23 protein-coding genes and 3 pseudogenes are annotated in these 23663 nt (G+C 59.9%); 15 read left to right on the top strand and 11 right to left on the bottom strand.

All coding sequences use genetic code 11. The features are described 5' to 3' along the window. Nucleotides 1–39: 39 nt before the first annotated feature. From THIVI_RS00695 to THIVI_RS00710, 4 genes and pseudogenes are all read left to right on the top strand, one after another. Complete coding sequence (locus tag THIVI_RS00695) at nt 40–1509, top strand: di-heme oxidoredictase family protein (RefSeq protein WP_014776727.1); 1470 nt, start codon at nt 40–42, stop codon at nt 1507–1509. Nucleotides 1510–1515: 6 nt separating this feature from the next. Further along, nucleotides 1516–1926 (top strand): c-type cytochrome, encoded by a 411-nt coding sequence (locus tag THIVI_RS00700; protein WP_014776728.1) that lies wholly within the window; start codon nt 1516–1518, stop codon nt 1924–1926. 81 nt (nt 1927–2007) lie between these two features. Then, on the top strand, nt 2008–2328 hold the full coding sequence (locus THIVI_RS00705; protein ID WP_157174329.1) for a hypothetical protein: 321 nt from the start codon (nt 2008–2010) through the stop codon (nt 2326–2328). A gap of 595 nt (nt 2329–2923) precedes the next feature. Continuing rightward, a pseudogene (locus THIVI_RS00710) lies at nt 2924–4034 on the top strand (IS5 family transposase). Between the two features lie 158 nt (nt 4035–4192). Here the strand turns inward: THIVI_RS00710 and THIVI_RS25965 are convergent. Both THIVI_RS25965 and THIVI_RS00715 read right to left on the bottom strand, forming a co-directional pair. Continuing rightward, the gene (locus tag THIVI_RS25965) at nt 4193–4576 is read right to left on the bottom strand and encodes an ISAs1 family transposase (RefSeq protein ID WP_014776732.1); all 384 of its coding nucleotides are present in this window, start codon (nt 4574–4576) and stop codon (nt 4193–4195) included. After that, nucleotides 4569–5378 carry an ISAs1 family transposase gene (locus THIVI_RS00715; RefSeq protein WP_014776733.1) on the bottom strand — a complete coding sequence of 270 codons (810 nt, stop codon included), beginning with the start codon at nt 5376–5378 and terminating at the stop codon, nt 4569–4571. The genes THIVI_RS25965 and THIVI_RS00715 overlap by 8 nt, the downstream gene beginning before the upstream one ends. An 85-nt stretch (nt 5379–5463) precedes the next feature. On the opposite strand from THIVI_RS00715, the gene THIVI_RS00720 reads away from it, so the two are divergent. Continuing rightward, nucleotides 5464–6384: a hypothetical protein gene (locus tag THIVI_RS00720; RefSeq protein WP_157174330.1), complete on the top strand. Its 921-nt coding sequence runs from the start codon at nt 5464–5466 to the stop codon at nt 6382–6384. A 218-nt stretch (nt 6385–6602) separates the two neighbouring features. Here THIVI_RS00720 and THIVI_RS23225 read toward each other — a convergent pair whose 3' ends face one another. After that, nucleotides 6603–7325 (bottom strand): IS1 family transposase, encoded by a 723-nt coding sequence (locus THIVI_RS23225; protein WP_014776653.1) that lies wholly within the window; start codon nt 7323–7325, stop codon nt 6603–6605. 37 nt (nt 7326–7362) lie between these two features. Between THIVI_RS23225 and THIVI_RS00730 the strand changes: the two genes are divergently transcribed. The 6 genes from THIVI_RS00730 (at nt 7363) to THIVI_RS00755 (ending at nt 13882) form a co-directional block, all read left to right on the top strand. After that, on the top strand, nt 7363–8064 hold the full coding sequence (locus THIVI_RS00730) for a phospholipase D family protein (RefSeq protein WP_014776735.1): 702 nt from the start codon (nt 7363–7365) through the stop codon (nt 8062–8064). Between the two features lie 49 nt (nt 8065–8113). Beyond that, nucleotides 8114–8497: a DUF4129 domain-containing protein gene (locus tag THIVI_RS00735; protein ID WP_014776736.1), complete on the top strand. Its 384-nt coding sequence runs from the start codon at nt 8114–8116 to the stop codon at nt 8495–8497. 146 nt (nt 8498–8643) lie between these two features. Next, the gene (locus THIVI_RS00740) at nt 8644–9603 is read left to right on the top strand and encodes an AAA family ATPase (RefSeq protein ID WP_014776737.1); all 960 of its coding nucleotides are present in this window, start codon (nt 8644–8646) and stop codon (nt 9601–9603) included. Between the two features lie 9 nt (nt 9604–9612). Beyond that, the gene (locus THIVI_RS00745) at nt 9613–10566 is read left to right on the top strand and encodes a DUF58 domain-containing protein (RefSeq protein WP_014776738.1); all 954 of its coding nucleotides are present in this window, start codon (nt 9613–9615) and stop codon (nt 10564–10566) included. Continuing rightward, nucleotides 10563–12644: a transglutaminase TgpA family protein gene (locus THIVI_RS00750; RefSeq protein ID WP_014776739.1), complete on the top strand. Its 2082-nt coding sequence runs from the start codon at nt 10563–10565 to the stop codon at nt 12642–12644. Before THIVI_RS00745 ends, THIVI_RS00750 begins: the two co-directional genes overlap by 4 nt. A gap of 20 nt (nt 12645–12664) precedes the next feature. Continuing rightward, on the top strand, nt 12665–13882 hold the full coding sequence (locus tag THIVI_RS00755; protein ID WP_014776740.1) for an FTR1 family iron permease: 1218 nt from the start codon (nt 12665–12667) through the stop codon (nt 13880–13882). 32 nt (nt 13883–13914) lie between these two features. On the opposite strand, the gene THIVI_RS00760 is transcribed toward THIVI_RS00755, so the two are convergent. Beyond that, complete coding sequence (locus THIVI_RS00760; RefSeq protein ID WP_014776741.1) at nt 13915–14763, bottom strand: class I SAM-dependent methyltransferase; 849 nt, start codon at nt 14761–14763, stop codon at nt 13915–13917. A gap of 415 nt (nt 14764–15178) precedes the next feature. Here THIVI_RS00760 and THIVI_RS00765 point away from each other — a divergent pair, with 415 nt between their 5' ends. From THIVI_RS00765 to THIVI_RS00780, 4 genes are all read left to right on the top strand, one after another. Next, nucleotides 15179–15697, top strand: a complete 519-nt coding sequence (locus tag THIVI_RS00765) for an RDD family protein (RefSeq protein WP_014776742.1) — start codon at nt 15179–15181, stop codon at nt 15695–15697. A gap of 358 nt (nt 15698–16055) precedes the next feature. Beyond that, a complete protein-coding gene (locus THIVI_RS00770; protein WP_014776743.1) occupies nt 16056–16829 on the top strand; it encodes a hypothetical protein in 774 nt (257 codons plus the stop codon). A 114-nt stretch (nt 16830–16943) separates the two neighbouring features. Further along, nucleotides 16944–17669, top strand: coding sequence for a DUF2971 domain-containing protein (locus THIVI_RS00775; protein ID WP_014776744.1), 726 nt, complete (start codon nt 16944–16946; stop codon nt 17667–17669). 236 nt (nt 17670–17905) lie between these two features. Further along, a complete protein-coding gene (locus THIVI_RS00780; protein WP_014776745.1) occupies nt 17906–18601 on the top strand; it encodes a phospholipase D family protein in 696 nt (231 codons plus the stop codon). A gap of 152 nt (nt 18602–18753) precedes the next feature. Here the strand turns inward: THIVI_RS00780 and THIVI_RS00785 are convergent, their stop codons facing one another. The 7 genes and pseudogenes from THIVI_RS00785 to THIVI_RS00810 all read right to left on the bottom strand — a co-directional run bounded on the left by THIVI_RS00785 (nt 18754) and on the right by THIVI_RS00810 (nt 23646). Next, nucleotides 18754–19353 (bottom strand): YceI family protein, encoded by a 600-nt coding sequence (locus tag THIVI_RS00785; protein ID WP_014776746.1) that lies wholly within the window; start codon nt 19351–19353, stop codon nt 18754–18756. A 125-nt stretch (nt 19354–19478) separates the two neighbouring features. Further along, nucleotides 19479–20036 carry a cytochrome b gene (locus tag THIVI_RS00790; RefSeq protein ID WP_014776747.1) on the bottom strand — a complete coding sequence of 186 codons (558 nt, stop codon included), beginning with the start codon at nt 20034–20036 and terminating at the stop codon, nt 19479–19481. A gap of 177 nt (nt 20037–20213) precedes the next feature. Further along, nucleotides 20214–20531: pseudogene (locus THIVI_RS23230) on the bottom strand (TIR domain-containing protein); the annotation flags it as partial. Between the two features lie 18 nt (nt 20532–20549). Then, nucleotides 20550–21900: pseudogene (locus tag THIVI_RS00795) on the bottom strand (IS4 family transposase). 23 nt (nt 21901–21923) lie between these two features. Beyond that, complete coding sequence (locus THIVI_RS00800) at nt 21924–22421, bottom strand: hypothetical protein (protein WP_041446753.1); 498 nt, start codon at nt 22419–22421, stop codon at nt 21924–21926. Between the two features lie 95 nt (nt 22422–22516). Next, entirely contained in the window at nt 22517–23398 is an 882-nt protein-coding gene (locus tag THIVI_RS00805) for a lytic transglycosylase domain-containing protein (protein WP_014776748.1), read from the bottom strand. Next, nucleotides 23395–23646, bottom strand: coding sequence for a hypothetical protein (locus THIVI_RS00810; protein WP_014776749.1), 252 nt, complete (start codon nt 23644–23646; stop codon nt 23395–23397). Before THIVI_RS00810 ends, THIVI_RS00805 begins: the two co-directional genes overlap by 4 nt. Nucleotides 23647–23663 lie beyond the last annotated feature (17 nt).

A 23663-nucleotide genomic window follows, 5' to 3' on the forward strand; every position in this document is an offset into this window, starting at 1 on the left:
CCTTCAACTCCATCCATCCGCCCTGGAATCATCGCCATCATGCGCAATCCGTCGCGACGCACCGTCACCATCCCCCGCACCTGGGCACACGTTCTGGCCGCCGCCGCGCTGGCTGGGGCGGGACAAGCGGTCCAGGCGCACAAACCGCTCGGCAGTCCGCCCAGTCTGGCGGATGAATATTATGCCGGCGGTCGTCAGGGAACCGTCTTCAGCGCTACCTCCAGGGCCATGGAACTGCCTTCGCCGGCGATCAACGCCGACCCTCGACTCTCGGAGCTGTTCGCCGAGGGCGAGGTCATCTTCGACGCCGACTATGTGACCGACCCCGACGCGCCCTTCGGCGGTCTGGGGCCGATCTACAACAACATCTCCTGCATGAACTGCCATCCCAACTACGGACGGGCGCGGCGCGTGGACAAATGGACGACCCAGTTCGGCAACGGCTACACCGCCCTAGTGCATACCCCGGACGGCAAGCTGGTCGATGGCTATCTTTTCATGCTGCAAACCATGACGGTGCCGCCCTACGTGCCGCTCGCCAAGGATGTGACGATCGCCTGGAAGCCCTTCGTCGACCGCTACGGCAACCGATATCCGGACGGCACGCCCTACAACCAGGGTAAACCGACCGAGGGTACCCTGACCTATCCCACCGCGGATCTGGTCGAGCCGCTGCTCCCGCTGCCGGAGGATTATCGAGTCTCGCTGGAGGCGACCATCGGACTCTACGGCACCGGACTGCTCGACGCCATCCGCGACGAGGACATCGTCGCCGAGCACGAGCGTCAGAAGGCGGCGGGCGGCGCGATCCAGGGGCAACTCGGCAAACGCATGATCGAGTCCCACGACGGTCGGGAGCACATCGGAAAATTCACCTGGCACAACACGCGCGCCACGCTGCAGAACGGTCCCGGTTTCAATGGCATGTGGAATGTCTTCAACCTGAATCGGGAGGACCGCCCGCAGCTCTTCGCGTCCGCGCAGTGGATCGATAAACAGGCCGCACTGGGCCTGGACGTGTCCGCGCTGAAGGACGCGCAGCCGGTCGAGATCAGCCAGAAACAGCTTGATGCACTGATGGTCTGGCATCGCGGACTCGGCGTCCCCGCCGCGCGCAATCTCGACAAGCCCAGGGTCAAGCGCGGTCGCGCGCTCTTCCACAAAACCGGCTGCGTCGAGTGCCACAAGCCCTGTTGGACGACCGGCCCCGATGAATTCATCCCCGCCTACGCCGGTCAGACGATCTGGCCCTACACCGACATGCTGATGCACGACATGGGCGAGGAAAATCGCGGGCTGCTCAGAACCTACCGCACGCCCCCGCTCTGGGGGCGCGGGCTGATGCGCACCACCGTCGACCACAGCGACATGTTCCACGACCTGCGCGCGCGCGACTTCGAGGAGGCGATCCTCTGGCACTTCGGCGAGGCGGAGGGTGCGCGCGAGATCTTCCGCAACCTGCCGGCGGAAGACCGTGCGGCGCTCATCGAATTCGTCAAGTCGATCTGAAACGGGATGGGTATCGGGGATGGCTGGTGCTGGACCGAGAACCCGTCGGGTCGGGGCGAGAAGTGGGCCATGCGCCGTGCCGCGACCGGATTGTTGATCGCCGCCTGTCTGTCGAGCGGGTGCGACTTGGGCGGGCGGACGGGAGACCCGGCCGTGGGCCAGGCGCTCTATCTGGAACTCTGCCTGGACTGTCATGGCGACTACGGCGAGTTGTCCGCCAAGAAGCGATCCAGACCGCTGCGGGATCTCACGGCGGACGAGATCATGGGGATGCTCAGGAAATACCAAAAGGTTACGGACGACACCCCCTGGTGGGCGGAGTTCAAGAGCGGCCTGACGGATGCGCAGATTGGGGATCTGCTGGCGTATCTCGGAACCTTGCAGGGCGGTCATACAGAGTTGGCGCGGGGCAACTGATCTCGATAATGAAAAATAGATCGGACTGTTTTTGTCTGGGACGTGGGTAACCCCCGATTGGATTCGGTTGGCACTGCGTCGATGATTTTACGTGAGAGGGACAGAGCAATGGGTCTTCATGATCGCGATTGGTACTGGAAGCAGGTGGACCGGATCGACCAGAAACCGCCGCCGCGCCAAGCCGCACCGCAGCGCGTTCGACAGCCACCGACATCGTTCGACGAGTTGCTGCGCAAACCATCGTCCACGGTCGTGCGCGACCTGGACGAATCAAATGCCGACTCGGTGCCACGCCCTGTTCTGCCGGTCCTTCTGCTGATCGGCGTGATTCTTATGATCGCGGTGGCCGGCGCCTGGGTGATCTATCACCCCGACCTCTGGCGGGGTGTCAGCGGTTGGTGAGGGCGCGCCCATCTTGCGTTTCGATGACTAGGGCAATGAGCATGGCGGCCAACTGGTCGAGAATGACGTCCATGTCCGGAATAAGGCGATCCCCGGAAAATTTCATACCCAAGCTTCATCCGTTCGTGGTGACATTGAAGCCGTTCGTGGTGAGCTTGTCGAACCATGAACGACTTCAATGTCAGCCTCGGAGTGCGATTTTCCGTTTACCCTTCCACTTTTTAGAAACACAAAAGATCGAGAGGATATCTCTCGATGGGAGCACGCGATGAGCACGACGGCTGGTTTCTCAGTCGGTGTCCAGTTCATCGACCGTTCGTGGCGATTCGCTGCCAAGACGCGCCAGCACGTCCAGGAAGCGCGCGCTGTCGGCCCGCGCGGCCCGCTGCGTGAACACCTCTTCGGCCTCCAGCGCGGCAGGGAAAAGGGGGCAGATTTATTTTCTAGGTTCACGACATCGGAGCGAGAGCAACAAATAAATCTGTCCCTTTTTCCGCAACCTACCCGAGATAATGGTGATCTCTTAAGAGGGTGTAGACAAAAATAATTGAGCTGCTATTTGTATACCAGTCTACAACTGAGCTGGTGTGCGCTGATGTCGAAAGCTGGTCGTCCCCCCAAGATTCACGAGGCGGAGCAAGCGGTATTGCGTCAAATTGTCACGGATCGCCCGACCTCCACGCTGTCAGAGATTGCCCGGGAACTCGCGGCACGGACGGGAATCGAGGCTCATGAAGCAACGATTCGCAAGTCCTTGCGGGAGGCGGGCGTCACGCGCCTCCGGGGCGAGAGTGGTCTCGAGGCGCAAGCGCGCGCAACGCCGCGTCGGTATGGGTATACGGATGCGCATCGTCGCCACGACCCCGACCAAAGCTACCCAAGTTGTCTGACCGATGCGGAGTGGGACTTGGTCGCCGCTCTCTTTGAGATGCCGGGCGGGCGGGGTCAACCGCCCCGCGTGTCGCGCCGGAGCATCCTGGAGGCGTGTTGCTACGTGGTGCGCACGGGGTGCGCGTGGCGGATGCTGCCGCACGATTTCGCGCCTTGGCAGAATGTCTACAAGACGTTTCGCCGTTGGAGTGCGGCTGGGAAGTTTGAGCAGATGCATGATCGACTGCGGGGGCAATGGCGCGAACGCGAGGGGCGTGAGATCGCGCCGACGGCGGCGGTGCTGGATGCGCAATCGACCCGCGGCTCGCCGCAGGGTGGACCGAGCGGCTTTGATGCGGGCAAGCAGGTCAAGGGGCGCAAGCGCAGCCTGGTGGTCGATACCTTGGGGTTCGTGTTGGCGGTGAGCGTGGTCGCGGCCAATCTTCAGGACCGCGATGCCGCCTCGGGCGCCGTCGCTGACGCGGCCGCCAAGTACCCCCAGATCAACACGCTGTTTGTCGATAGCGCCTACGCCGGTCAATTTGCCCAAACCACCGAGCAGACCCACGCGATCCGCGTGGAAGTCGTGCGCCATCCAGCCAACAAAAGCGTTGGCTCCTGGCACGTGGACGGGGCGCCTGACCGAGTGGTGATCGCCAACGCCGACGGCTTCGTTCCGCTGCCGAAGCGCTGGGTTGTCGAGCGCACCCATGCGTGGAATGAGCGTGCCCGTCGATTGATCATGCATCATGACCGTCTGCCAGCGGTCTCCGAAACCTGGGTTTAGGCTGGCGGAGGCGCGCATCCTGCTGCGGCGGTTGACCACAACGGTTTGATTTTGTCTACACCCTCTAAGTCCGTGCCATTCGGGTCTGACCCCTTTTTCCTAGGACAAAGCCATGACTGCGCAGTCAGCCTTCGACGACACATCGCTTATCAAACTCGCTGAGCGTACTGAATATGAAGTCTGGCTTCTTGAGGCAGGGCAATCGCATCAAGCGCTGCTAACATTAGCGGGTACCGATGTATCAGCGTCGCCCTTCCTCTGAGGCGACTCGAAGAGCAATTTCGACAGGTAGGACTCGTCCCAACCGGCTTTCAAGCGTTTGTTCTGGATGCCGAGCTTGGTGCCGTCATTCTTGAGGCGCGAGAGGGCGAGGTGACGCAGGACGGCAAGATTCTCGCGCGCCACCGGATCGCGGACACGGCACTCATCCTCACGAAAGGCGATATCGAGATTCCAATGCAACCCGTTTTCGATGCCCCAGTGACCGCGTACTGCGTGGGCAAAGCGCGCGGCGCTGGTGCCGATGCTGCCAATGAAATAGCGGGTCTCGACCGAGACCTTGCCGGCGACCTCACGGCGCGATTCAACCATTGCCGATCATGTTCATTGCCTCCCACGAGGCGCTGTGCGGCACGCCGGAAAGATCGCCCAAGGTTTGGTAGCGACGGGTTTCGAGACGACCATGCCCTCGCTCGACGGTTTCGAGGAATGCCGAATCGACACCGGCGTAGCCTCTGGCGTCGGCGTCGATGAACGCCTCCTCGACCTCGGCGGCCAGCGTTTCCTGGTTGCCTTTGAGCGCGAGCACATAGTCCCCTCCCTGGTGGATGATCTGCGCGGCAATCTTGGTCTGGCAGCCCATGGCGTCGATGGTGACGATGCAGCCCTCCAGCTTCAGCCACTCCAGCAGACGTGGAATGGCCGTGATCTCATTGGATTTGGCGTCGGTGGCGACCTGTCCGAGCACCACCCGATTGGCCGTCGCCCAGGCACTGACCAGGTGCAACGCCGCCAAGCCCTTGCCGCGGCTGTGGGAGCGGCGCAGGGTCTTGCCATCGACGGCAATGATCTCTTCGGGGATCAGTTCGGCCACCGACGCGCTCCATTGGCGAAAGCAGGCGGCAAACTGTGCGGGATCGATGAGCGCAAACACCCGCCCGAAGGTGTCGTGCGACGGAATGCCCGCGGGCAGTTTCAGAAACGTGCGCAGCCACGCCTCCTTGGCCTGTCCGAACGTCTCGACACCCACCCAACCGTCGGCGCCACTGAAGGACGCCGCGATGGTGATCACGATCATCTCACTTAAGAGGTGCCGTCGTTGGATCGCGCTGCGCGGCTCGTCCAGCGGGGCAAAATGGTGCGCAATCGATCGCTCCACACTCAAGTCGCACATCGGCGAGATCTCCCCAAGATTCTAAAGACTCAAATCATTGGGGCCGCAGTACGGATTGTCTAACAGTATGCGCTAATGCGTTGATGTGATTGCCCTGCTTCTTGAGGCCGTTTACGCAATTGTCCAACAAGAACTATTTCAATCGTGGCCTGATGGGGTGATTTACCCACTGGGGAAATCAAAAGCTCAGTTTTTTGTGCATGCACGCATGAATATCATTCTCGGCGACTGGAGGCCCGGTTTTTTGAATGCAGGGGCGCCGTTAGTCTTTGTTTCGACCTTCAAGCTTATCGATATGCTCATCGAATGGGTTTTCGAAGAGAACAAAGTTACATCGACCTTTCGTTTTGATCAGAAGTTGAAAGAACTTAAGCGTTCACACGTCTTTCCACCTTTCATTGAGTCTCGAATTTGGCTACGGGAGCGTCTCGCTGGTTTTTACAGCACACTAGAACCACTCCGCGGAACGATCATCCATGACAAGCATTTCACTGCCACTGACGGCGGCATCCGAGTGGCTAGTTCGAAGAAAGGAACCATAGGGCCGCTAGTTGAGATCAGCGCTTACAATCTTAGAAAGCTCGCCGTTGCGATAGTGAGTATTCTTAGGTATGTCGACGGTACTTGGCGTATCGATGATTTTCAAGAAAAAGCATTGAGGTACAACTTGGATGAACTAGCGGCATTGCATGGGTTGCCGTCTTTAAACCAGAGGCCACCATTCCATACATGTGTGCGAGTATATTTGACGGGTTCTGATCCACTTCTCGCTGATCTGATGTTAATGCGGAGTGACCTTGCAGCTAAATATGCGGATCAGGATTTATCTTTTGACTTGCGCGTATTGATAGTCAAGAAAGGAGAAGTTGTTGATGCCTATCTTTTTCCTTGGTCAGTCTGCGGAAGTCAGGGCACTGAGTGGTGGAGTCGTATCATCAATATTCACGAATATAAAACAGCGATACCTGAAGACATCCAACGTGAGCATCTGCGCAATCTCGGCTAAAGGGAAAACCGAAATAGCGAGGTAGATGGGTAGATCGATAGCGAAACCCATCAATACTTTGCAAGCGGCTTATAGAGTGGACTTCGCGGGCGGCGCGGTGCTCGTCATGCAACATTGTGCCGCGGTGCCGTTTAATCTAATTTCCTAGTTCCCACACCAGCCTTCATGACGGTCTGAAAATGGCAAAATTCCTGGGTAGTGCCCTTCTCTATATGATTTCACGAATGAGCTTTAACTGAGAGAGTGCTATTATAATGATGGACAAAATGCCAAATAGCTCCAATATGGTTCTCAAGCTTTTTTGAGAAAGAAAGTGCTTTTCGTACGAGCCTGGAAATACGTTGCCTGAGTGTGCAGTTGTATCGTTCGATATGATTTGTCTTTCCCGATTCCTTACCGACAGCGTAATGACGGAATTCTGGAAAAACGGATTGATAAGCTTCCCAAAAATCGGTGTAGAAATCGGCCAATTCTTGATAATCGCGTGGCAATGAATTCCATAATCCTTGCGCACCCTTAATGCCACGAGATCCGATATAAAGTCCGACAACATATCCAGAGTCACGATCTTTCGCGATCCAAACCCATTGTTTTTCATCTTTTTTCAAAACAAATGACCACAGTTCGTCGCACTCGACAACCAGTCGAAAATCAGACAACTTTGGCACGTTTAATTGGCGCGGAACGCCCTCGTATTTTTGATTGACATAGATTTGCAACCAGGATTCAGAGACATTTGCAACACGCGCGATACCAGCAAGCGCAATCCGTTCAAGAAGCAGTCGATCGATCAGCGATTTGGTCTCTTCAGAAATCGCTGAAACTAAGGGGTCAATCACGAATTGACGGCCACATTCCCGACAAAGATGGTTTTGCTTTCCGGTTGCATTAAATCCATTCTTCACGATCTTGGTGGTGTTGCAAGTTGGGCAGTGATTCATGTTTGAATAAATCCAGTCAGATTTTAGATCCTATAGATTGGGGCACTACCAATTCCTGAACACCAGCGCGACGAATTACTTCCTTGAGGAAATGATCAAGGACGCAAAGGATCGCCTCATTCTTATCAGCCCATTCCTACGGCTCAATGATCGCGTCAAGGAGCTTCTCGCGGACAAAAATCGCCTGAAGATCGACGTCAGAATTGTCTATGGCAAGAGCGAGCTGCAACCGGAAGAGATTGGCTGGCTCAACGAGCTTTCGTATGTTCGCACTAGCTTTTGCCGTAACCTGCACGCCAAGTGCTACATGAATGAAGAACTTTGCATTGTGACGAGCCTCAACCTCTACGAGTTCAGTCAAGTCAATAACAACGAGATGGGCGTACTCATTCGCCGCTCGGAGGACGCCGATCTTTACCGTGATGCCTACGAAGAATCACAGCGCATCATTCGCATCAGTGAGGAGGTCAGAATTACGCTGGAGCGTGTTGCTGCCCAAGGTGACGTGGAAAAAACGGATGAACATGAACCAACGGCAAAGCTCACCTCGTCCAAGCTCGGTCAGCGCCTCAAACTCAAGACCACGGAACTGATGGGAAAGCTGGTGTCACTTGGCTATCTGGAGATTAAGGAGGGGAAGCATTTTCTCACATCAAAGGGCAAGGACTCTGGCGGTGAGTTTCGTATGAGTCCAAAGCATGGCCCATACTTTCTTTGGCCACAAGATTTCAAACCATAAAGCATAAAACCGGCAGGGACCATTCGATCACGAGCGGCAGCGTCTGCTCATGGATGCAGCCGACGGCTGGCTGGCGGCTTACGGTCTGGCGCTGGCGGTCCTGACCGGGGCGCTGCTGCTCGCCGTCGGGGTGGCGCTGCGGCGCGCGCGGCTGGGCGCGCGCGACCCCGACCGGCCCGCTCGCGCCCTCTATCGGCAATTCCGCAAGCGACTGGCCAGTGCCGGTATCGATGCGGAGCCGCACGAGCCGCATCAGTCATTGCAGCGCCGCCTGGAGGGCACGGGTCGGTTCGACCCGCGGATCCTCGCCGAGATCTTCTCCAGTTACGAGCGGCTGCGCTATCGACAGCACGAGCGTCAGGCCGATCCGCGTGCATTGCGTCAGCTACGCAGACGAATCCGGGCTTTGAAGGTCGGGGAGGTGAAAGGCTGAAGGTGAAAGGCTGAAGGTGAAAGGCGAATGGTCACGGGCGGTCTTTCCGGACCCATCGGCGACAGGCGAAGACAAACGCCTTCATGGCGAGCGCAAGCGGCTCGCGGCGTGAGGAAAACGGCAACATGCACAGACAGGATCGAAGGATGCTAGAGCGAACAGAACAGAGCGTGGCGGCGATCGAAGACGGGCTGCCTGAGAGCGGGCTCATCCCCGTGATCGCGCAGCTCAACAGGATCATTCTGGGGAAAGAGGAGCAGATCAGGCTGGCGCTCACCTGCCTGCTGGCCGACGGCCATCTGCTCATCGAGGATATCCCCGGCCTCGGCAAGACGGTGCTGGCCCATGCGCTGGGCAGGACACTCGGTCTGTCTTATCAGCGGGTCCAGTTCACCTCGGATCTGCTGCCGGGCGATGTGATCGGCACCTCGATCTACGACAGGAACAAGGGCGTCTTCGTCTTCAGCCAGGGGCCGGTGTTCACCCAGCTCCTGCTGGCCGACGAGATCAATCGCGCCACGCCGAAATGCCAGAGCGCCCTGCTTGAGGCGATGGAAGAGCGACAGGTCAGCGCCGACGGCGCCACCCGCGAGCTGCCCAGACCCTTCTTCGTCATCGCCACCCAGAACCCGACCGAACAGATCGGCACCTATCCGCTGCCCGAGTCGCAGTTGGACCGCTTCCTGCTCTGCATCTCCATGGGCTACCCCAACCGCAGCGCCGAACTGGAGCTGCTGCGCGGCGAGAACCGGCGCAGGATGCTTGAAACGCTGGAGCCGATCGTCTCGGCCAGGCAGTTGAGCGCCATGCAGCGCCGGGTGGAGACGGTGAAGGTGTCCGAGTCGGTGCTCGATTACCTGTACCGCCTCATCGATTTCACCCGGACCTCGGAGATGTTCCAGGTCGGTCTCTCCACCCGGGCCGGACTCGGTCTGCTCCGCGCCGCTCAGGCCTGGGCGCTGCTGCACGGCCAGGACAGACTGCTGCCGGGCGACATCCAGAAGGTGCTCGGCCCCACCGTCGGTCACCGGCTGGTGCCGCTGGCCGGGCGTCTGTCTGCGCAGCGCATCGGCGACGAGATCATCGCCAGGGTTCCGGTCGAATAGCCGTCCGCCATGAATATTCGTCAGCATGCATCCCGGCTGTTGGAGATGCGGATTCCGCTGGGCCGTCCGTTCAGGCCGGAGCGGGGCCGGGTCATGACCCGCATCACCCCGGCCGGCTGGGGCTTCGGGCTGCTCGTCCTCTGCGGCTTCCTGATGTCGGTCAATTTCTCCAACAATCTCATCTTCGCCATGACCTTCCTCCTAGTCTCCATCGCCATGGTCGGCTGGTATGACACGCGGGCCAACGTCAGCGGTCTGATCTGCGGGGACTGGCGGGCCGAGCCGGCGTTCGCCGGGCAGCGGGTGCGCTGTTCGCTGCGCGTGGACAATCCATCCAAACGGATGCGCCACGGCCTCCTGCCGTTCTCGCCGCAGGCGGACAGGGCCGAAGCGGTCCATCTCGACGGCCAGGCGCAAGCCGAACTCGTTCTCTATCGCCGGACCACCAGGCGCGGTCTGCTCGAACCCGCAGCCGCCGATCTTCGCAGTGCCTTTCCCCTGGGCACGACGCGGACCCGGATGATCACCGGCAGGCTTCCGGCCTGTCTGGTCTGGCCGGAACCGTCCGGCGACCAGCCGTTACCGGACCAGGCATCGGGCCGGCAGGCGCATCTGCGGAGCGAATCCGGCAGCTATACCGATATGCGGCGCTATGCGCCGGGCGATCCGCTGTCGCGAATCTCCTGGAGGGCATTCGCCAAAACCGGTGAACTCTATACCAAGCAGTTCGACGGGGCGCAGGGTCTGCCGGCCCTGTGGCTGCGCTGGGACGATGTGCGGGCGCCCGGCGTCGAGCAGAAGCTGTCGCAACTGTGCCGCTGGATCCTCGATGTTCGCAAACAGAATCGCGAATTCGGTCTGGAACTGCCGGATGTCTCGGTCGAGCCGGCCGGCGACGAGACCCATGTCCGGCGCTGTCTGGAGATCCTGGCGCTCTATCGCGGCGCGGAGAAGGCGTCATGACCGGGTATCGCAACTGGGTGCTTCTGACCCTGGTCATGGCCGCCCTGCCGAGCTTTCTGCGTCTGCCCTGGTGGGTGGCGGCGATCGCCCTGGCCGGCGGCGTCCTCCACTATGCCGGACGCTGGCGTCGCGGCTGGTCCGGCAGGATCTTCTCGGCGGCGCTCCTGGCGGCCGCCATCGCCGGAATCTGGTTCAGCTTCGAGACCTGGTTCAGCGGTGACGGGATCCTGAGCTTCTTCATCGCCGTCGTCTTCCTCAAATGGGGCGAATCGACGACCCGCCGGGACGATCTGCTGCTGATCTTCGCCGCCGTGATCCTGGCGGCGGTGGGCACGCTCTACTGGGAGAATATGCTCAATATGCTGCATATGTTCCTGGTCGTGTTCCTGCTCGTCGTCAGTCTGATGGCCCTGCACCTGGACGCCTCGCCGTCGCGGATGACGTTCCTGCTGTCGCGGACAGGGCGGATCTTCGCGCTGGCGTTGCCGCTGATGCTGCTGCTGTTCCTCTTCTTCCCGCGCATACCGGGACCGCTCTGGGATGTCGGTCTGGCCTTCGGTCTGCCGATCAAGGCGATGATGGATCGCAGCAAGACCGAATTCGGCAGGATGACGTCGCTTCAGCCCGGTGGTATCTCGCGGGCGGCCAACGAGAACCAGAACGTCCTGGTCGCCGAGTTCGAGGGTGCGGTGCCCTTCAAGAGCCAGCTTTACTGGCGCGGCCCCGTCTTCTGGGAGTTCGACGGCCAGAACTGGAATCTGCCCGAAGACTGGGATTCCCGTTCGAGTCTGCTCGGCCGGGCGCTCAGGACGAAGGCGCAGTGGGAGCGGGAGGTGCGGGAGAAGAAGGATCCGATCCGCTATACCCTGCGGGTGATGCCCAACGGCGGACGCTGGCTCTACGGTCTGGATCTGCCTGCCGAGGCCGGCCCGGAGACCTTCATCTCGGACGAGTTCCAACTGCTCTCCATTCGTCGCATCAACGATTCCGAGCCAAGACTTCAGACCTCGGCCTTTCTCACTTACAGCGTCGGCGCCTCCCTGACCGAGGAACAGCGTACCCGGGGACTGAGCTGGCCGGAGGGTCAGAATCCCCGCCTGCTGGCTCTGGGCCAGACACTGCGGGAACGCCATTCGACCACGGACGACATCGTTCACGAGATCTACGCCATGCTGAGGGTCGGCGAATATCGCTTCGATCCCGGCCATATCCTGCCGCCCGGCGATCATCTGCTCGACCGCTTCTTCTTCGACGAGAAGCGCGGCGGGGCCGAATATCTCGCCGGCAGCACGGTCATGCTGATGCGTGCCGCCGGGATTCCGGCGCGGCTCGTGGCCGGTTTTCGCGGCGGCACCATCATTGCGCTGACCGACTTCGTCATCGTCAAGCAATCGGACGCCCATGCCTGGGTCGAGGTCTGGGACGACGGACGCGGCTGGTTCCGCGTCGAGCCCAAGGACATCGTCGTGGCGCCGGACGAGAAGCGCGAGGCGACGAAGATCGATGAGAACAGGCAGGCGGCGGTCAAGATGGAGGTGAAGAAGGAACCCCAGCCCGTGCCGGACGACGGGCGACCCGGAGACCCGCCCAGGGCGCCGCCGCCCGCGCCGGCCCAACCCGGGACGGGCTGGCAACTGCCCGACTGGACGGCCTTTCTCGGGAACCTGCAGAAGTGGGTGATCGATTACAACCCGGACCGGCAGATCGACATCATGAAAGGGGTGGGGCTCGAAAAAAGCAACTGGTTCGACCTCATGCTCGGCACCCTGCTCGGCCTGGCGGTCATTCTCGGCGGCTACCTCGCCATCGCATGGTTCGCCGCTAGGGAACGGATCGACCGGGTCGCCGGGGCCTGGGGCCGATTCTGCCGTCGGCTGGAAAAATTCGGTCTGCACAGGGATCCGCACGAGTGCCCCCGGGACTTCATGCACCGGGTCGGCGATGCACAGCCGGAGATGGCCCCCGCCACCCGGGACATCATCGGGCGCTATATCGATATTCGTTATGGCGGCGGGCCTTCGCGGGAGGCCGATGCGGTCTTCATCCGGCAGGTCGAACGCTTCCTGTCCATGACATGACATTCAACCACGAGATATCCATGAAAACCCGGCTCCTGCTGACCGTCTTGATGCTCTCTTGTTTGCCTGCGGCGGCGTTCGCCGCCCAGGGCGTGACCGAGTACTACGAACCCGTGGTGGCCGAGATCGTCGAGCGCGGCGACGCGGCCATCGCGACCTATGACCCGGCCGAGGGCGTGATCGCCGGCAATCTGTTCTCGCGGCTCTATTTCGATGTCTTCGAAAGCAGCGGCATGGAGTTCACGCTCGGCCTGAAGGACAACGCCTTCATGATGCGGATCGAGTCCGGTTTCAGTCTGGTGATCAGCCAGGCGATGCGTGGCGAGGCGCGGGATGTCGTCGAGACATCCTGGGTCTCGCTGAAGAAGGATCTCGACGACGCAGTCGAACGCTACTCCACCGGCGAGAATGCGACCTTCTGGGGTCGGGTCGTGCAGTCGTTCGTCATCCTCTTCCGCGAGGGTGTCGAGGCCATGCTGGTGGTGGCCGCCCTGGTTGCCTATCTGCGCCGGTCCGGTTATCCCGACAAGGTCAGGACGATCTGGCAGGGTGTGGCCCTGGCCCTGGTCGCCAGCATCGGCGCGGCCTGGCTGCTGAACCGGGTGGTCAGCGTCAGCGGCGCCAGCCAGGAGGCCATCGAAGGGGTGACCATGCTGATCGCCTCGTCCGTGCTGATCTATGTCAGCTATTGGCTGACCGCCAAGCGGGACGCCAACCGCTGGCAGGCCTTCATCAGGGACGAGATGGACAAGGCCATTGGCCGGGGCTCGCTGTTCGCCCTCGGGTTCGTCGCCTTCCTGGCCGTCTTCCGCGAGGGGGCGGAGACCATCCTCTTCTATCAGGCCCTGATCGGCGGCTCATCCGGCCAGTTGAATGCGGTCTGGACCGGCATGGCCATTGCTGCCGCCGCCCTGGTGGCGGTCTATCTGGTCGTGCGCCTCGCCTCCATCCGGCTGCCCATCGGCATCTTCTTCGGCGGCACCGCCATCCTGCTCTATCTCATGGCCTTCGTCTTCACCGGCCAGGGCATGCTGGAACTTCAGGTGAGCGGTCTGGTGCCCACGACCAGATTGGAGGGCTGGCCGATGATCAGTTGGCTCGGGATCTTCCCGAGTCAGGAAAGCATCCTCGCCCAGTTGCTGGTCCTGGCCCTGCTCCCGTTCGGCTGGGTCGCCATGAAACTGAAAGAAAGAAGAGCCATCGCGCGGGAGGCCGCAACGGTGACGCAAGGCGAGTAATACCAGCAGCGTCGATCTGCTCGGGGTCCTGCCTAACCGCCGAAGCGAACGCGGGTAATGCCCGGCATCTGGTCTCCAAGCCAGGGCGCGTAGATCAGCGTGTACGAGAGAAGGCTGTACCAGCCGCGTGGGAAGACAAAAGGCAGGCTGTTGATCTCGGCCAGATCGGGCACCCAGGCGCGGAGTGTCGGCGCCATGCGATCACGGCCAATGCCCCAGGGCATGGGCGGCGTGCGGTAATGCGGGGTCTTCCACCAGCCGCGCAGCGTCTTGCGCGAGAGCCAGCCGGGGATGTGGTCGAACGCGAACCAGGCGCCGGGCAGCCGTGTTGCCAGATGGCGGAACAGCGTCTCCACCTCCTCCGGCGTGAAATACATCAGCAGCCCCTGTGCCGTGACATAGACGGCCCGCCCGGACGGAACCTGATCCATCCAGGCCGGATCCAGCGCGCTCAACCGCAGGTGCAGATGGCGCGCATCCGGTTGGATGTAACGCTCCCGCACCGCCATGGCCTCCGGCACATCGACGCTGAGCCAGAGCGCGGACTCGCTGTCGACCCGAAAGCGCTGCGTCTCCAGCCCCTCGCCCAGATTGACGATGACGCCGTCCGGGTGGGCGGCGAGGAATCCGCGCAGCTCCGCGTCGAACAGGGCCGAGCGGATGCCGTGCGAGCCGTCCGGCGGCCCGAAGGAGCGCACGAAGTCGTAGTGCAGCGAGCGATAGATCTGCAACGCCAGCTCGTCACGGATGACGCCATCCGGACGGGCGGCCTCGGACGCGCGGTTGTGCAGCGTCCATAGTCGCTTGTGCGGATCAGGCTGTCCGCAGGTGGGATCCTGGCACGAGATTGCCTTGCCGACAGTGCGGGAAGGATGGTACAAATTCGACTAATAACTTCAATTCTCATTAAACCGCGTCCAGAGCGAGATGCTGCGTTTCGAGTGAGTTCGACGTTTGGCACATCCACGACCCTTAGCCGGGGCGCGGTTTAAAATTTTATATTTTTTAATAACTTAAACCGCGCATGCTCCGACGCATCGTCGATGCGGCCAAGGTCGATCCAATCCAAAAACATCGCATACCGCTCTGGGCGCGGTTTAACCTGTTTTGGTCTGCGATGAGGGGCTGGGTTATGCCGTTGGCGGGTAGCCTGTCATCGTGTCGATGATCGGGCATGCCGAGACGGGAACGGACCATAGAAGGGCGTCAGTCTGCGTCCATCAACAGCGCAAAAGGCGCACAAACCGGAGGGAACCTGGCCTGTCCCGGTTTCTGTCACAGAGCGAGATGAGTGCCATGACGAATCACGATGAACCGCCACAAGCGATTTTGCAGGATGTCAATCGCGAACAGACGCTGGAGTACGCGGGATTCTGGATTCGGGTTGTCGCAAGCCTCATCGACTCGATCCTGATCGTGCTGGTCACGCTGCCCTTGCTGCTATGGATTTACGGAGTCGAGTACTTCGATCCGGAACAGACCGGATTCGTGGCGGGTACTGCGGATTTCCTCATTTCATGGGTCTTGCCGGCAATCGCTGTCATCGTCTTCTGGATCTACAAATCGGCGACTCCGGGAAAGATGCTCGTCTCCGCGCGAATCGTCGATGCACGCACAGGCGAACGGGCATCGACGGGCCAGCTCATTGGCCGGTATTTCGGCTACTTCGTTTCTGGAATCCCGTTTCTGCTGGGCCTGATCTGGGTGGCGTTCGACAGGCGAAAGCAGGGGTGGCATGACAAGCTCGCCGGCACGGTCGTCGTGCGCGAGAAGAATAGAGGGCCGGAGCCGGTGCGATTCGATCGGCAGGCATGACATGGGCGCTGGTTATGAAACCGATCAGGGCGGGTGGATGAGCGTGATCGCAGTCCAACGTATTCAGCGATGAAATGTGGTCTGTTTCGTTTTTCCGCCCGGTCAGTTTTTATCCAGGAAGCGGAAGGTTGTTCCATCTATTCCGGCAGGGGAGTCGGTCAGGGCATGCGGAAGTCGTCTTGTTCAAGCTCAGCATCCATTGATGCGCATGGGTTTTTCGAGTGCTTGGAGCACCCGTGCCGAGGTAACGGGCTTGATGCTAGACCGATTCTGTCTGGTACGGAAATCACGGAATCCTAGTGCCATAATTACGGATTTTGTCTAATCAACTAGTTAGCCCAGAAACGCAGACGAAAGCGTGACACAAGATTCTTGCTATAAGTGCGGCCATCCTGCCACGACCAGGGAGCATGTCCCTCCCAAGTGCATCTTTCCCGAAAGCAAAGATATGGGTGGAGAAAACTTCAGAAAAAATTTAATTACGGTCCCATCGTGTGAGGTCCATAACCTTGAGAAATCGCATGATGACGAATTCTTGATGGTTAGCCTGGCAGGCATATTTGGGAACAATTCTATCGGCTACATGCATAAGCTAGGAAAAGTGGATAGGGCAATTCGAAGAACCTCCGAGAGGCTGCTCGACAAGGTGTTCCTCAGGAAAAAGCGTTACCTTTACGAAGCTGCTGACAATAAATTCTTTGAAGTTATATGGGGAACACCTGATCAGATTCGCCTTGAGAAGTGTTTTGAGCATATCGCATATGGGCTCCACTACCATCATTTCGGCCGTCGATTTTCTGGAGCAACAAAAATACTTCTGGGATATTTGCACAACGAGGATGCAGACTCCAGAACCTTTATCGAGTTCATAAAAGACAAGGTATCAATTGATCTAGCCACTGCAGAAAAGCACGGAAGCAACGATGACGTTTTCTACTACCAGTTCTCCGAAACGGACCAGTTTGGCCTATACATGATGAAGTTGGTGTTCTACGGCGGAGTTGATATTTTCATCGCTTTCTTGCCCGATAACCAAGAAATGCCGTTTAATTTGGGTATGGAGCTTATAAAGAGCGGAATTCATACCGTGATTACGTTAGGTGATAAGAAATATGAGTTCAACAAGAGCTAACACGAGGCTCAGCCCGGCCCAATGCCGCGCACTGAGCTTGGCGCAGAACTTCAACGCCCTGCCGCCGCGGCATTGGGCCGGCTAGCCAACACGCTAGCCAGCACAGGGGACGTCGTGCGTATCATCGGCAATCAAGAGCTCGACATGAACGAGCCGTTATGGCGGTATTTCAAGACAGATAGATTCTTGGAGTTATTGGATTCCAGCCAACTTTACTTCGCTTCAGCTCGCCAATTTGAAGATCCTTTCGAAGGAGCAGTTGCTATGCTCCCTCCAGGTTTCCCTATTGACCCCCGCTATGCAGAGCCCGAGTTCGGCGAGAAGGCATTCGAAGAACTTCGGCGTCTTACAAAAGTCAGTTGCTGGCACCGTGCCAGCTACGAAAGCGATGCGATGTGGCAGCTGTACGCTGGTTCACGAAAAGGGGTTGCTGTGCGCACGAGTCCTGACAGAATTCGAGCTGCCGTCAAGCCGTTCCACCTAAAGCCCGAGTACGGCCAAGAAGACCTCTGGGCAGGAAACGTGACATACGTCGACCTACTAAAGGAGCGGCTTCGCGTAAGTATGATGGATCGCTTTTGGTACAAGCACATGGCATTCGCTTGGGAGCAGGAGTTTCGTTTGGCAGTGTCGGTCCGCATTGCAGAGGAGTTCGGTGTTGAAGTGCCCGAGCATGGAGTCAAGGTCGAATTCGATATTCCGCAACTAATCGAACATATTTACCTCGGTCCGTTGCTGCCTGAGAATGATGCCATAGCTATTCGGGTCGCTGCGAAGACCCATGGCCTTGAAGACCGAATCAGAGTTACAAGCATGCTTGGAACACCGATGTACACATAGTGCAGTCTAGCCATCGCTTCCACCTGACCGCCCACTCGCTGCGCTTGCGGGCGTCCCGTGAAGCTGAGCGTTAGCAAGGTAGATGGGTAGAGCGATAGCGAAACCCATCAATGCCTTGCAAGCGACTCATAGAGCTGACTTCGCGGGCGGCGCAGTGCTCGTCATGCAACATTGTACAACGGCGCCGATTAATCTAATTTCCCAGCCCTCGCATTAGCCTTCATGACGGTCTGACAATGGCAAAATTCCTGAACACCAGTGCGACGAATTACTTCCTTGAGGAAATGATCAAGGACGCAAAAGATCGCCTCATTCTTATCAGCCCCTTCCTCCGGCTCAATGATCGCGTCAAGGAGCTCCTCGCGGACAAGAACCGTCTCAAGATCGACGTCAGAATTGTCTATGGCAAGAGCGAACTGCAACCGGAAGAGATTGGCTGGCTCAACGCGCTTTCCTATGTTCGCACCAGCTTTTGCCGCAACCTGCACGCCAAGTGCTACATGAATGAAGAACTTTGCATTGTGACGAGCCTCAACCTCTATGAGTTCAGTCAGGTCAATAACAACGAGATGGGTGTGCTGATCCGCCGCTCGGAGGACGCCGAGCTTTACCGTGATGCTTACGAAGAATCACAGCGCATCATCCGTATCAGTGAGGAGGTCAGAATTACGCTGGAGCGTGTCGCCGCGCCGGGTGATGTGGAAAAATCGGATGAAGATGAACCAACCGCAAAGCTTACGTCGTCCAAGCTCGGTCAGCGCCTCAAACTCAAGACCACGGAGCTGATGGAAAAGCTGGTATCACTTGGTTATCTGGAGATCAGGGAGGGGAAACATTACCTCACGCCAAAGGGCAAGGATTCAGGCGGTGAGTTTCGTATGAGCCCGAAGCATGGCCCATATTTTCTCTGGCCACATGATTTCAAACCATAAAGCATTCAACCGGCGCCGGCTTCGCGACCCCTCAGGATATGCAGACGGTGCTGCTGGATGGTGTCTGATCAATCGCGAACGATGCGGTGCCTGAATTCAACCACAATCCCCGGCTCGGGCGTGCCGCCCGAGCCGGGCAGGGTCCGCTACGTCTAATCCTGGCGAATCCCCTCAATGCTCAGGATCATCTCGACATCGCGCGAGGCCGGGCCGAGGTTCCGCTCGATGCCGAAGTCCTTGAGCGCGAAGCGGGTGCTGCCCTGGAAGCCGCGCCGGTGGCCGCCCCAGGGATCCGGGCCTTCGCCGATCTCGGTGACATCGATCGACACCGGTTTGGTGATCCCGCGCAGGGTCAGATCGCCCTTGAGGACGGCCGTGCCGTCACCCTTGGCGGTGAAGGACGTGCTCTTGAAGGTCGCTTCCGGATACCTGCTCACATCCAGGAAATCCTTGTCCCGCAGGTGCTTGTCGCGCTCGGCATGGTTCGAGTCGATGCTCGCGGTCTTGATGGTGACATCGACCCTGGCGGCGCTCGGGTTGTCCTTGTCGTAACTGAAGTCGCCGGAGAACTCGTTGAAGCGGCCATAGAGCCAACTGTAGCCGAGGTGGGGGATGCGGAACTGGACAAAGGCGTGGCCGCCCTCGGTGTCGATCACATAGTTTTCGGCCATCGCCAGGCCGGGCATGGCCAGCGCGGCGGCGAGGGTGAGGGCGGAGAAGGGAAGGGTGGGGAATCGCTTGCTCGTCATCATGGTTTTCCTCTGTTTGAGTTGACGGTCGAAAAACACTGAGATCAGCTCGGCGGAAACGCCCGCCGGGCGCGGACAGCAGGCTGGCGCGGCCGCCGGGATGACGGCCTGGCTGGCGGAAGGCGCGGCTAGCGCCGCGCGGGACGGTGCCCCAGCATCCGCAGCAGGGTTGCATCGCGGTCGATAAAATGATGCTTCAGCGCCGCCAGCGCATGGATCGCGGCCAGGGTCACCAGCGCGATGGCGAGGACCAGATGGACCTCGCCCGCCAGATCGGCCTGATTCGGCAGCCCGGTCAGGGTCGCCGGGACGCTGAACAGACCGAAGACGTCGAGCGCCCGACCATCGGCCGTTGAGATCAGATAACCGCTCGTCATCACCAGGAACAGTAGCAGGTAGAGCAGGCCGTGCATCAGGCGCGCGAGGCGCTGCTCGATGAGCGACTGATCCGGCTCCGGGCGCGGCACGGGGTTGATCAGCCGCCAGCCGAGACGCAGCAGCAGCGTCAACAGCAGCAGTACCCCGACGCCCTTGTGTAGCTCCGGTGCCCGCCTGTACCAGGTGTCGTAATAGGTCAGATCGACCATCCAGAGCCCCAGCGCGAACAGCCCGACCACGACGACCGCGATCAGCCAGTGCAGCAGCACGGCGATCAGACCATAGGTTTCCTCGGTGTTACGCCACATGCGATTCACCTTGATGGAGATAGTGCGACGAAAAAAGAGCGACTGATCGATTGTTCACGGCGTCTTCTCCAAAAATCAATTTGTTTCCTTTTCTGGAAATGCTGTTGGGTTGATGGGGCTTTTAGGGATTGATGGGTTTCGCTATCTCTCTACCAATCCTTAGTATGTTCTGCCTTGCTACGTTGATGGCAGCACGCCAGCCGCTTCAAGATCTTTCCGCATGTCGATCAGCTTCTCGGAAACATTTGCTTTGAAGCGGTTTTGGATGATGCCACCGAAGTCTGAGAACATTGATGTTCCTTCACGTAGCAGCAGCATCGCGTTGCCACGACCTAAACGCCCGCAAAACCAGCCCATCTCATAGATGACGTTTGGGCGTGCCTGAAGATAGCTGTCCTCTGCCGATTTAACTTCATCGTCTGGAGTGAATACCGCTATGGCAAATGAGCAAGTTTCAGCATGACGCTCGAATTTTTCTATAACGGTCTCCGCGCCAGAGTTTGGCTCATCCCATTACACACAACTCTCCGTGTCCGACATCTCCCTGGCATATTTGATCCCAGCGGCGAAGTCCATGACGCGCTGCAAGCCCAGCCAGATGGTCTTCAAGCCGGGCTCGCCATCGCCTTTGCGACCGAGGAATCCGCCCAAGCGGGCGATCAGGCGAATCACTTCGTTGAGACGTGGCGGATCCTTGGCGATGGGTTTCTTGGCCAGGATGTACGCCGCCTGCCACTCCTCGGTTTCCAGCAACAAGCTAGCGTCCAGATCGGGGACGGTGCGCCCCAGGCGCATCAAACGGGCGATGCGCCAACTCACCACCAGGAACAGCGCCAGGGCGCGTTCGAGACGCGCCATCGTGCCCAGTTGCAGGGCTTCGACGCGGCAGGCTTCCTTGAGCACCAAAAACAGCATCTCGATTTCCCAGCGTGCCCGGTACCACGCGATCAGTTCGACGGCGGCCTCCAGGGTGGTGGCCTCGCGATTGGTCAGCAGGCGCCATTCGATGGGTTTCACCCCCACCGGGGCGTTGGTTTCGCGGGCGATCACACAGGTCGCCTCCAGGGTGCCGCGGCGTCCATCCGAGAGGGTAACCCGTTGCGCGTAGAGCTGTTGACGGACCTCGCGCGCCACCCGCCCGCGCCCCGCCGGCAGGACGAAGCGGATCTCCCCGAGCGGGTCGCTCGCGAGCACCCGCGCCCACAGGCGCTGCCCCTCGGGCAGGGCGCGATTGTGCTTGGCGCGTAGCAGCCAGTCGGCGGGGTGGCCCAGGTCGCGGGCGCGCACCATCAAGTCCAGCAGATCGCCCTCGCGATCGGCCAGATAGACCAGCCGCGTCTGCGGCAAGTCGGCGGCCAAGTCGGCGACCCGCGCGTACCCTTCGCCCCAGCGCACGCTCTCCTTGATTCCCGGACGGGTGCCGTCGGGCGCTTTCGGCTCCCGCGCCCACATCCAGGCATCCACCACGCCCAGCGGCTCGCGCGCGGGGGTGATGGCATACGTCGGGTGCAGGTACATCCCGCGCTGGGCTTCTAAAGCTCAGCGGACCCAGTCCGTCAATCGCCTGTCCGTTGAAGTTCAGTTCGGTGGTGTCCTGTACGCACAACACCACCGGCTGAGTCGCCATGCGCTCGCGGGTGCACTGGCGATGCGGCTCCAGAATGTCCATCCAATCGAACCGATCTTGGGACAGAAAGCGGTACGCCGCCTGGGTTTCCGCCCAACCGTTGCAAGCGCCCGGGAGGCTCGCCGCGGGCCGCTCGGCCAGACGCTCCACCAACTGCACCGCCCGGCGGTCGCGACGCGCGTCGCCCAGATCGATCCCGCGAAATTCGTCTTCTGCCCAGCCCATGCGATCCCCAATGAACGTGAATGCTCAAACCGATTTTACCCGCACACGGGGAGTTGTGTGTAATGGGATGAGTTTGGCTGCTGCATCAGGATGATTGGATTCAGCCGAAATTCGCTCTGCACGATGTCTTTTAGCTCCCTCCACTTCGCTTCATCCCTCCCGTGAACTATGAACAGATTCTCGCGCTTTCTGGTGGACTCCTGGGATCTCCGCGAAATAAGCAGATCGGGGTTTCTGTTAAGGCGCGTTAACGAAGCGCGCACCACCCCGAGCACGTTCTCCACTCCTTTAAGTGAAGGGCTTCCCAGGTAGCCGAATCCGTTCTGAAATTCATGCGCAATTTGAGCCGCATACACATTACGCCCAAGGGCATCATTGTAGAGATCAAGCAGTTCACGAACATACTGACGGTACAATGCGTCGTCGCCTTTAGCTATGTAGATGCCCTCTCGTGTGTGTGTAAACGAGTTGTACATTCGAAAAAGCTCGGTTTCGTACCTCTTTATCTCTGCGATGATCTGCTCTGGAGTCAAGTGGTCCTCCTAGTTACGAATGTTGGGGGTTACCGTGTAGTTGCGTTCATGTTAGCCCTAACAGTTGGCTAGACAAAACCGCGCAACAGACGGTACTACCGCGCGCCCTCCAACCGCCCCACGATACGCGCCACATAGTCCCGCGTCTCCCGATACGGCGGGATGCCGCCGTGACGCCGGACGGCGCCCTCGCCGGCATTGTAGCCGGCCAGCGCCAGCTTCAGGTCGCCGTCGAAATAGTCGAGCAGCCACCGTAAATAGGCCATGCCGCCGCGCAGGTTCTGCTCGGGATCCCAGACATCCCGCACGCCGAAACGCAGCGCCGTGGCCGGGATCAGTTGCATCAGCCCCTGGGCGTTCTTGCGCGAGCGGGCATTCGGGTCGAAGCTGGACTCGGTCTCGACCAGGGCGAGCACCAGTCCCGGATCGAGTGCGTAATGCGGTGCCAGCGCATGCACCAGACGCTCGATCTCGGCGGGCGGTCGAATCGACCGCCGCGCCACAGTGCGGGTGGGTGGCGAGACCAGCTCGCCGCCTTTATCGATACACGACGGGCGGCGCTTGGGGCGCTCGGCGATCTTCAGCGTCTCAAGGATCTTGCGCGCCTTCGCGTGATCCGACTGGGCTGCGTCGTAGAACCAGGCGGCGGCCAGATCCGCGTCGTTGGGGATGCCGCGCCCGAACGCATAGACCTGACCGAGCCGATACTTGGCCTCGGCATCCCCCTGCATGGCAGCCCTGCAATAGAGCCGGATCGCCTTGCGCGCGCTCTGGTCGACGCCGACGCCGGCCTCGTAGCGCTTGCCCCAGGCGGTGAGCCGGTAGGCTTCACGATTCTGAACCGCCTGCTCGAACCAGGGATCGAGCGTCGTCGCGGCCGGCGCGTTCGCCAGCCAGAGCCACAGGAGCGGCGCGGCGCGGGCCAGCGTCCACCATGGCCGCCGTCTTGCGCCATCCGATGCGCGTCGCGGTGTCACTCCAGCCCCTCCTTGCGCAGACGCTCGGCGTCGTTGGAGACCACTGCCAGCAGTTCGGCGGCCAGCTCGATGGCCTCGCTCGGGCGCAGCGGCACCGCGACCTTGAACGAGGGCGCGAGGATGTCCTCTTCGGTGGGGACAGACCGGCGGACTTGAAGCGTCAGCCCTCGCGAGTTGCTGTAGACATGGATACAGCCGTCCGCGACAAGTCCGATTTTGCGGCAGCGTGTCCCTTTGGGCGTGGTCATGGGCGCTTGAATCCTGA

The sequence above is a fragment of the Thiocystis violascens DSM 198 genome, assembly GCF_000227745.2.
GTDB lineage: Bacteria > Pseudomonadota > Gammaproteobacteria > Chromatiales > Chromatiaceae > Chromatium > Chromatium violascens.

Excerpts from the sequence above, each read along its gene's own strand:
- THIVI_RS00700 (WP_014776728.1), top strand. The coding sequence starts at position 1,516 with ATGGGTATCGGGGATGGCTGGTGCTGGACCGAGAACCCGTCGGGTCGG.
- THIVI_RS00780 (WP_014776745.1), top strand. The coding sequence starts at position 17,906 with ATGGCAAAATTCCTGAACACCAGTGCGACGAATTACTTCCTTGAGGAA.
- THIVI_RS00735 (WP_014776736.1), top strand. The coding sequence starts at position 8,114 with ATGGATGCAGCCGACGGCTGGCTGGCGGCTTACGGTCTGGCGCTGGCG.
- THIVI_RS00740 (WP_014776737.1), top strand. The coding sequence starts at position 8,644 with ATGCTAGAGCGAACAGAACAGAGCGTGGCGGCGATCGAAGACGGGCTG.
- THIVI_RS00715 (WP_014776733.1), bottom strand. The coding sequence starts at position 5,378 with ATGTGCGACTTGAGTGTGGAGCGATCGATTGCGCACCATTTTGCCCCG.
- THIVI_RS00785 (WP_014776746.1), bottom strand. The coding sequence starts at position 19,353 with ATGATGACGAGCAAGCGATTCCCCACCCTTCCCTTCTCCGCCCTCACC.
- THIVI_RS00750 (WP_014776739.1), top strand. The coding sequence starts at position 10,563 with ATGACCGGGTATCGCAACTGGGTGCTTCTGACCCTGGTCATGGCCGCC.
- THIVI_RS00765 (WP_014776742.1), top strand. The coding sequence starts at position 15,179 with ATGACGAATCACGATGAACCGCCACAAGCGATTTTGCAGGATGTCAAT.
- THIVI_RS00705 (WP_157174329.1), top strand. The coding sequence starts at position 2,008 with ATGATTTTACGTGAGAGGGACAGAGCAATGGGTCTTCATGATCGCGAT.
- THIVI_RS00745 (WP_014776738.1), top strand. The coding sequence starts at position 9,613 with ATGAATATTCGTCAGCATGCATCCCGGCTGTTGGAGATGCGGATTCCG.
- THIVI_RS00790 (WP_014776747.1), bottom strand. The coding sequence starts at position 20,036 with ATGTGGCGTAACACCGAGGAAACCTATGGTCTGATCGCCGTGCTGCTG.
- THIVI_RS00695 (WP_014776727.1), top strand. The coding sequence starts at position 40 with ATGCGCAATCCGTCGCGACGCACCGTCACCATCCCCCGCACCTGGGCA.
- THIVI_RS00755 (WP_014776740.1), top strand. The coding sequence starts at position 12,665 with ATGAAAACCCGGCTCCTGCTGACCGTCTTGATGCTCTCTTGTTTGCCT.
- THIVI_RS25965 (WP_014776732.1), bottom strand. The coding sequence starts at position 4,576 with ATGGTTGAATCGCGCCGTGAGGTCGCCGGCAAGGTCTCGGTCGAGACC.
- THIVI_RS00810 (WP_014776749.1), bottom strand. The coding sequence starts at position 23,646 with ATGACCACGCCCAAAGGGACACGCTGCCGCAAAATCGGACTTGTCGCG.
- THIVI_RS23225 (WP_014776653.1), bottom strand. The coding sequence starts at position 7,325 with ATGAATCACTGCCCAACTTGCAACACCACCAAGATCGTGAAGAATGGA.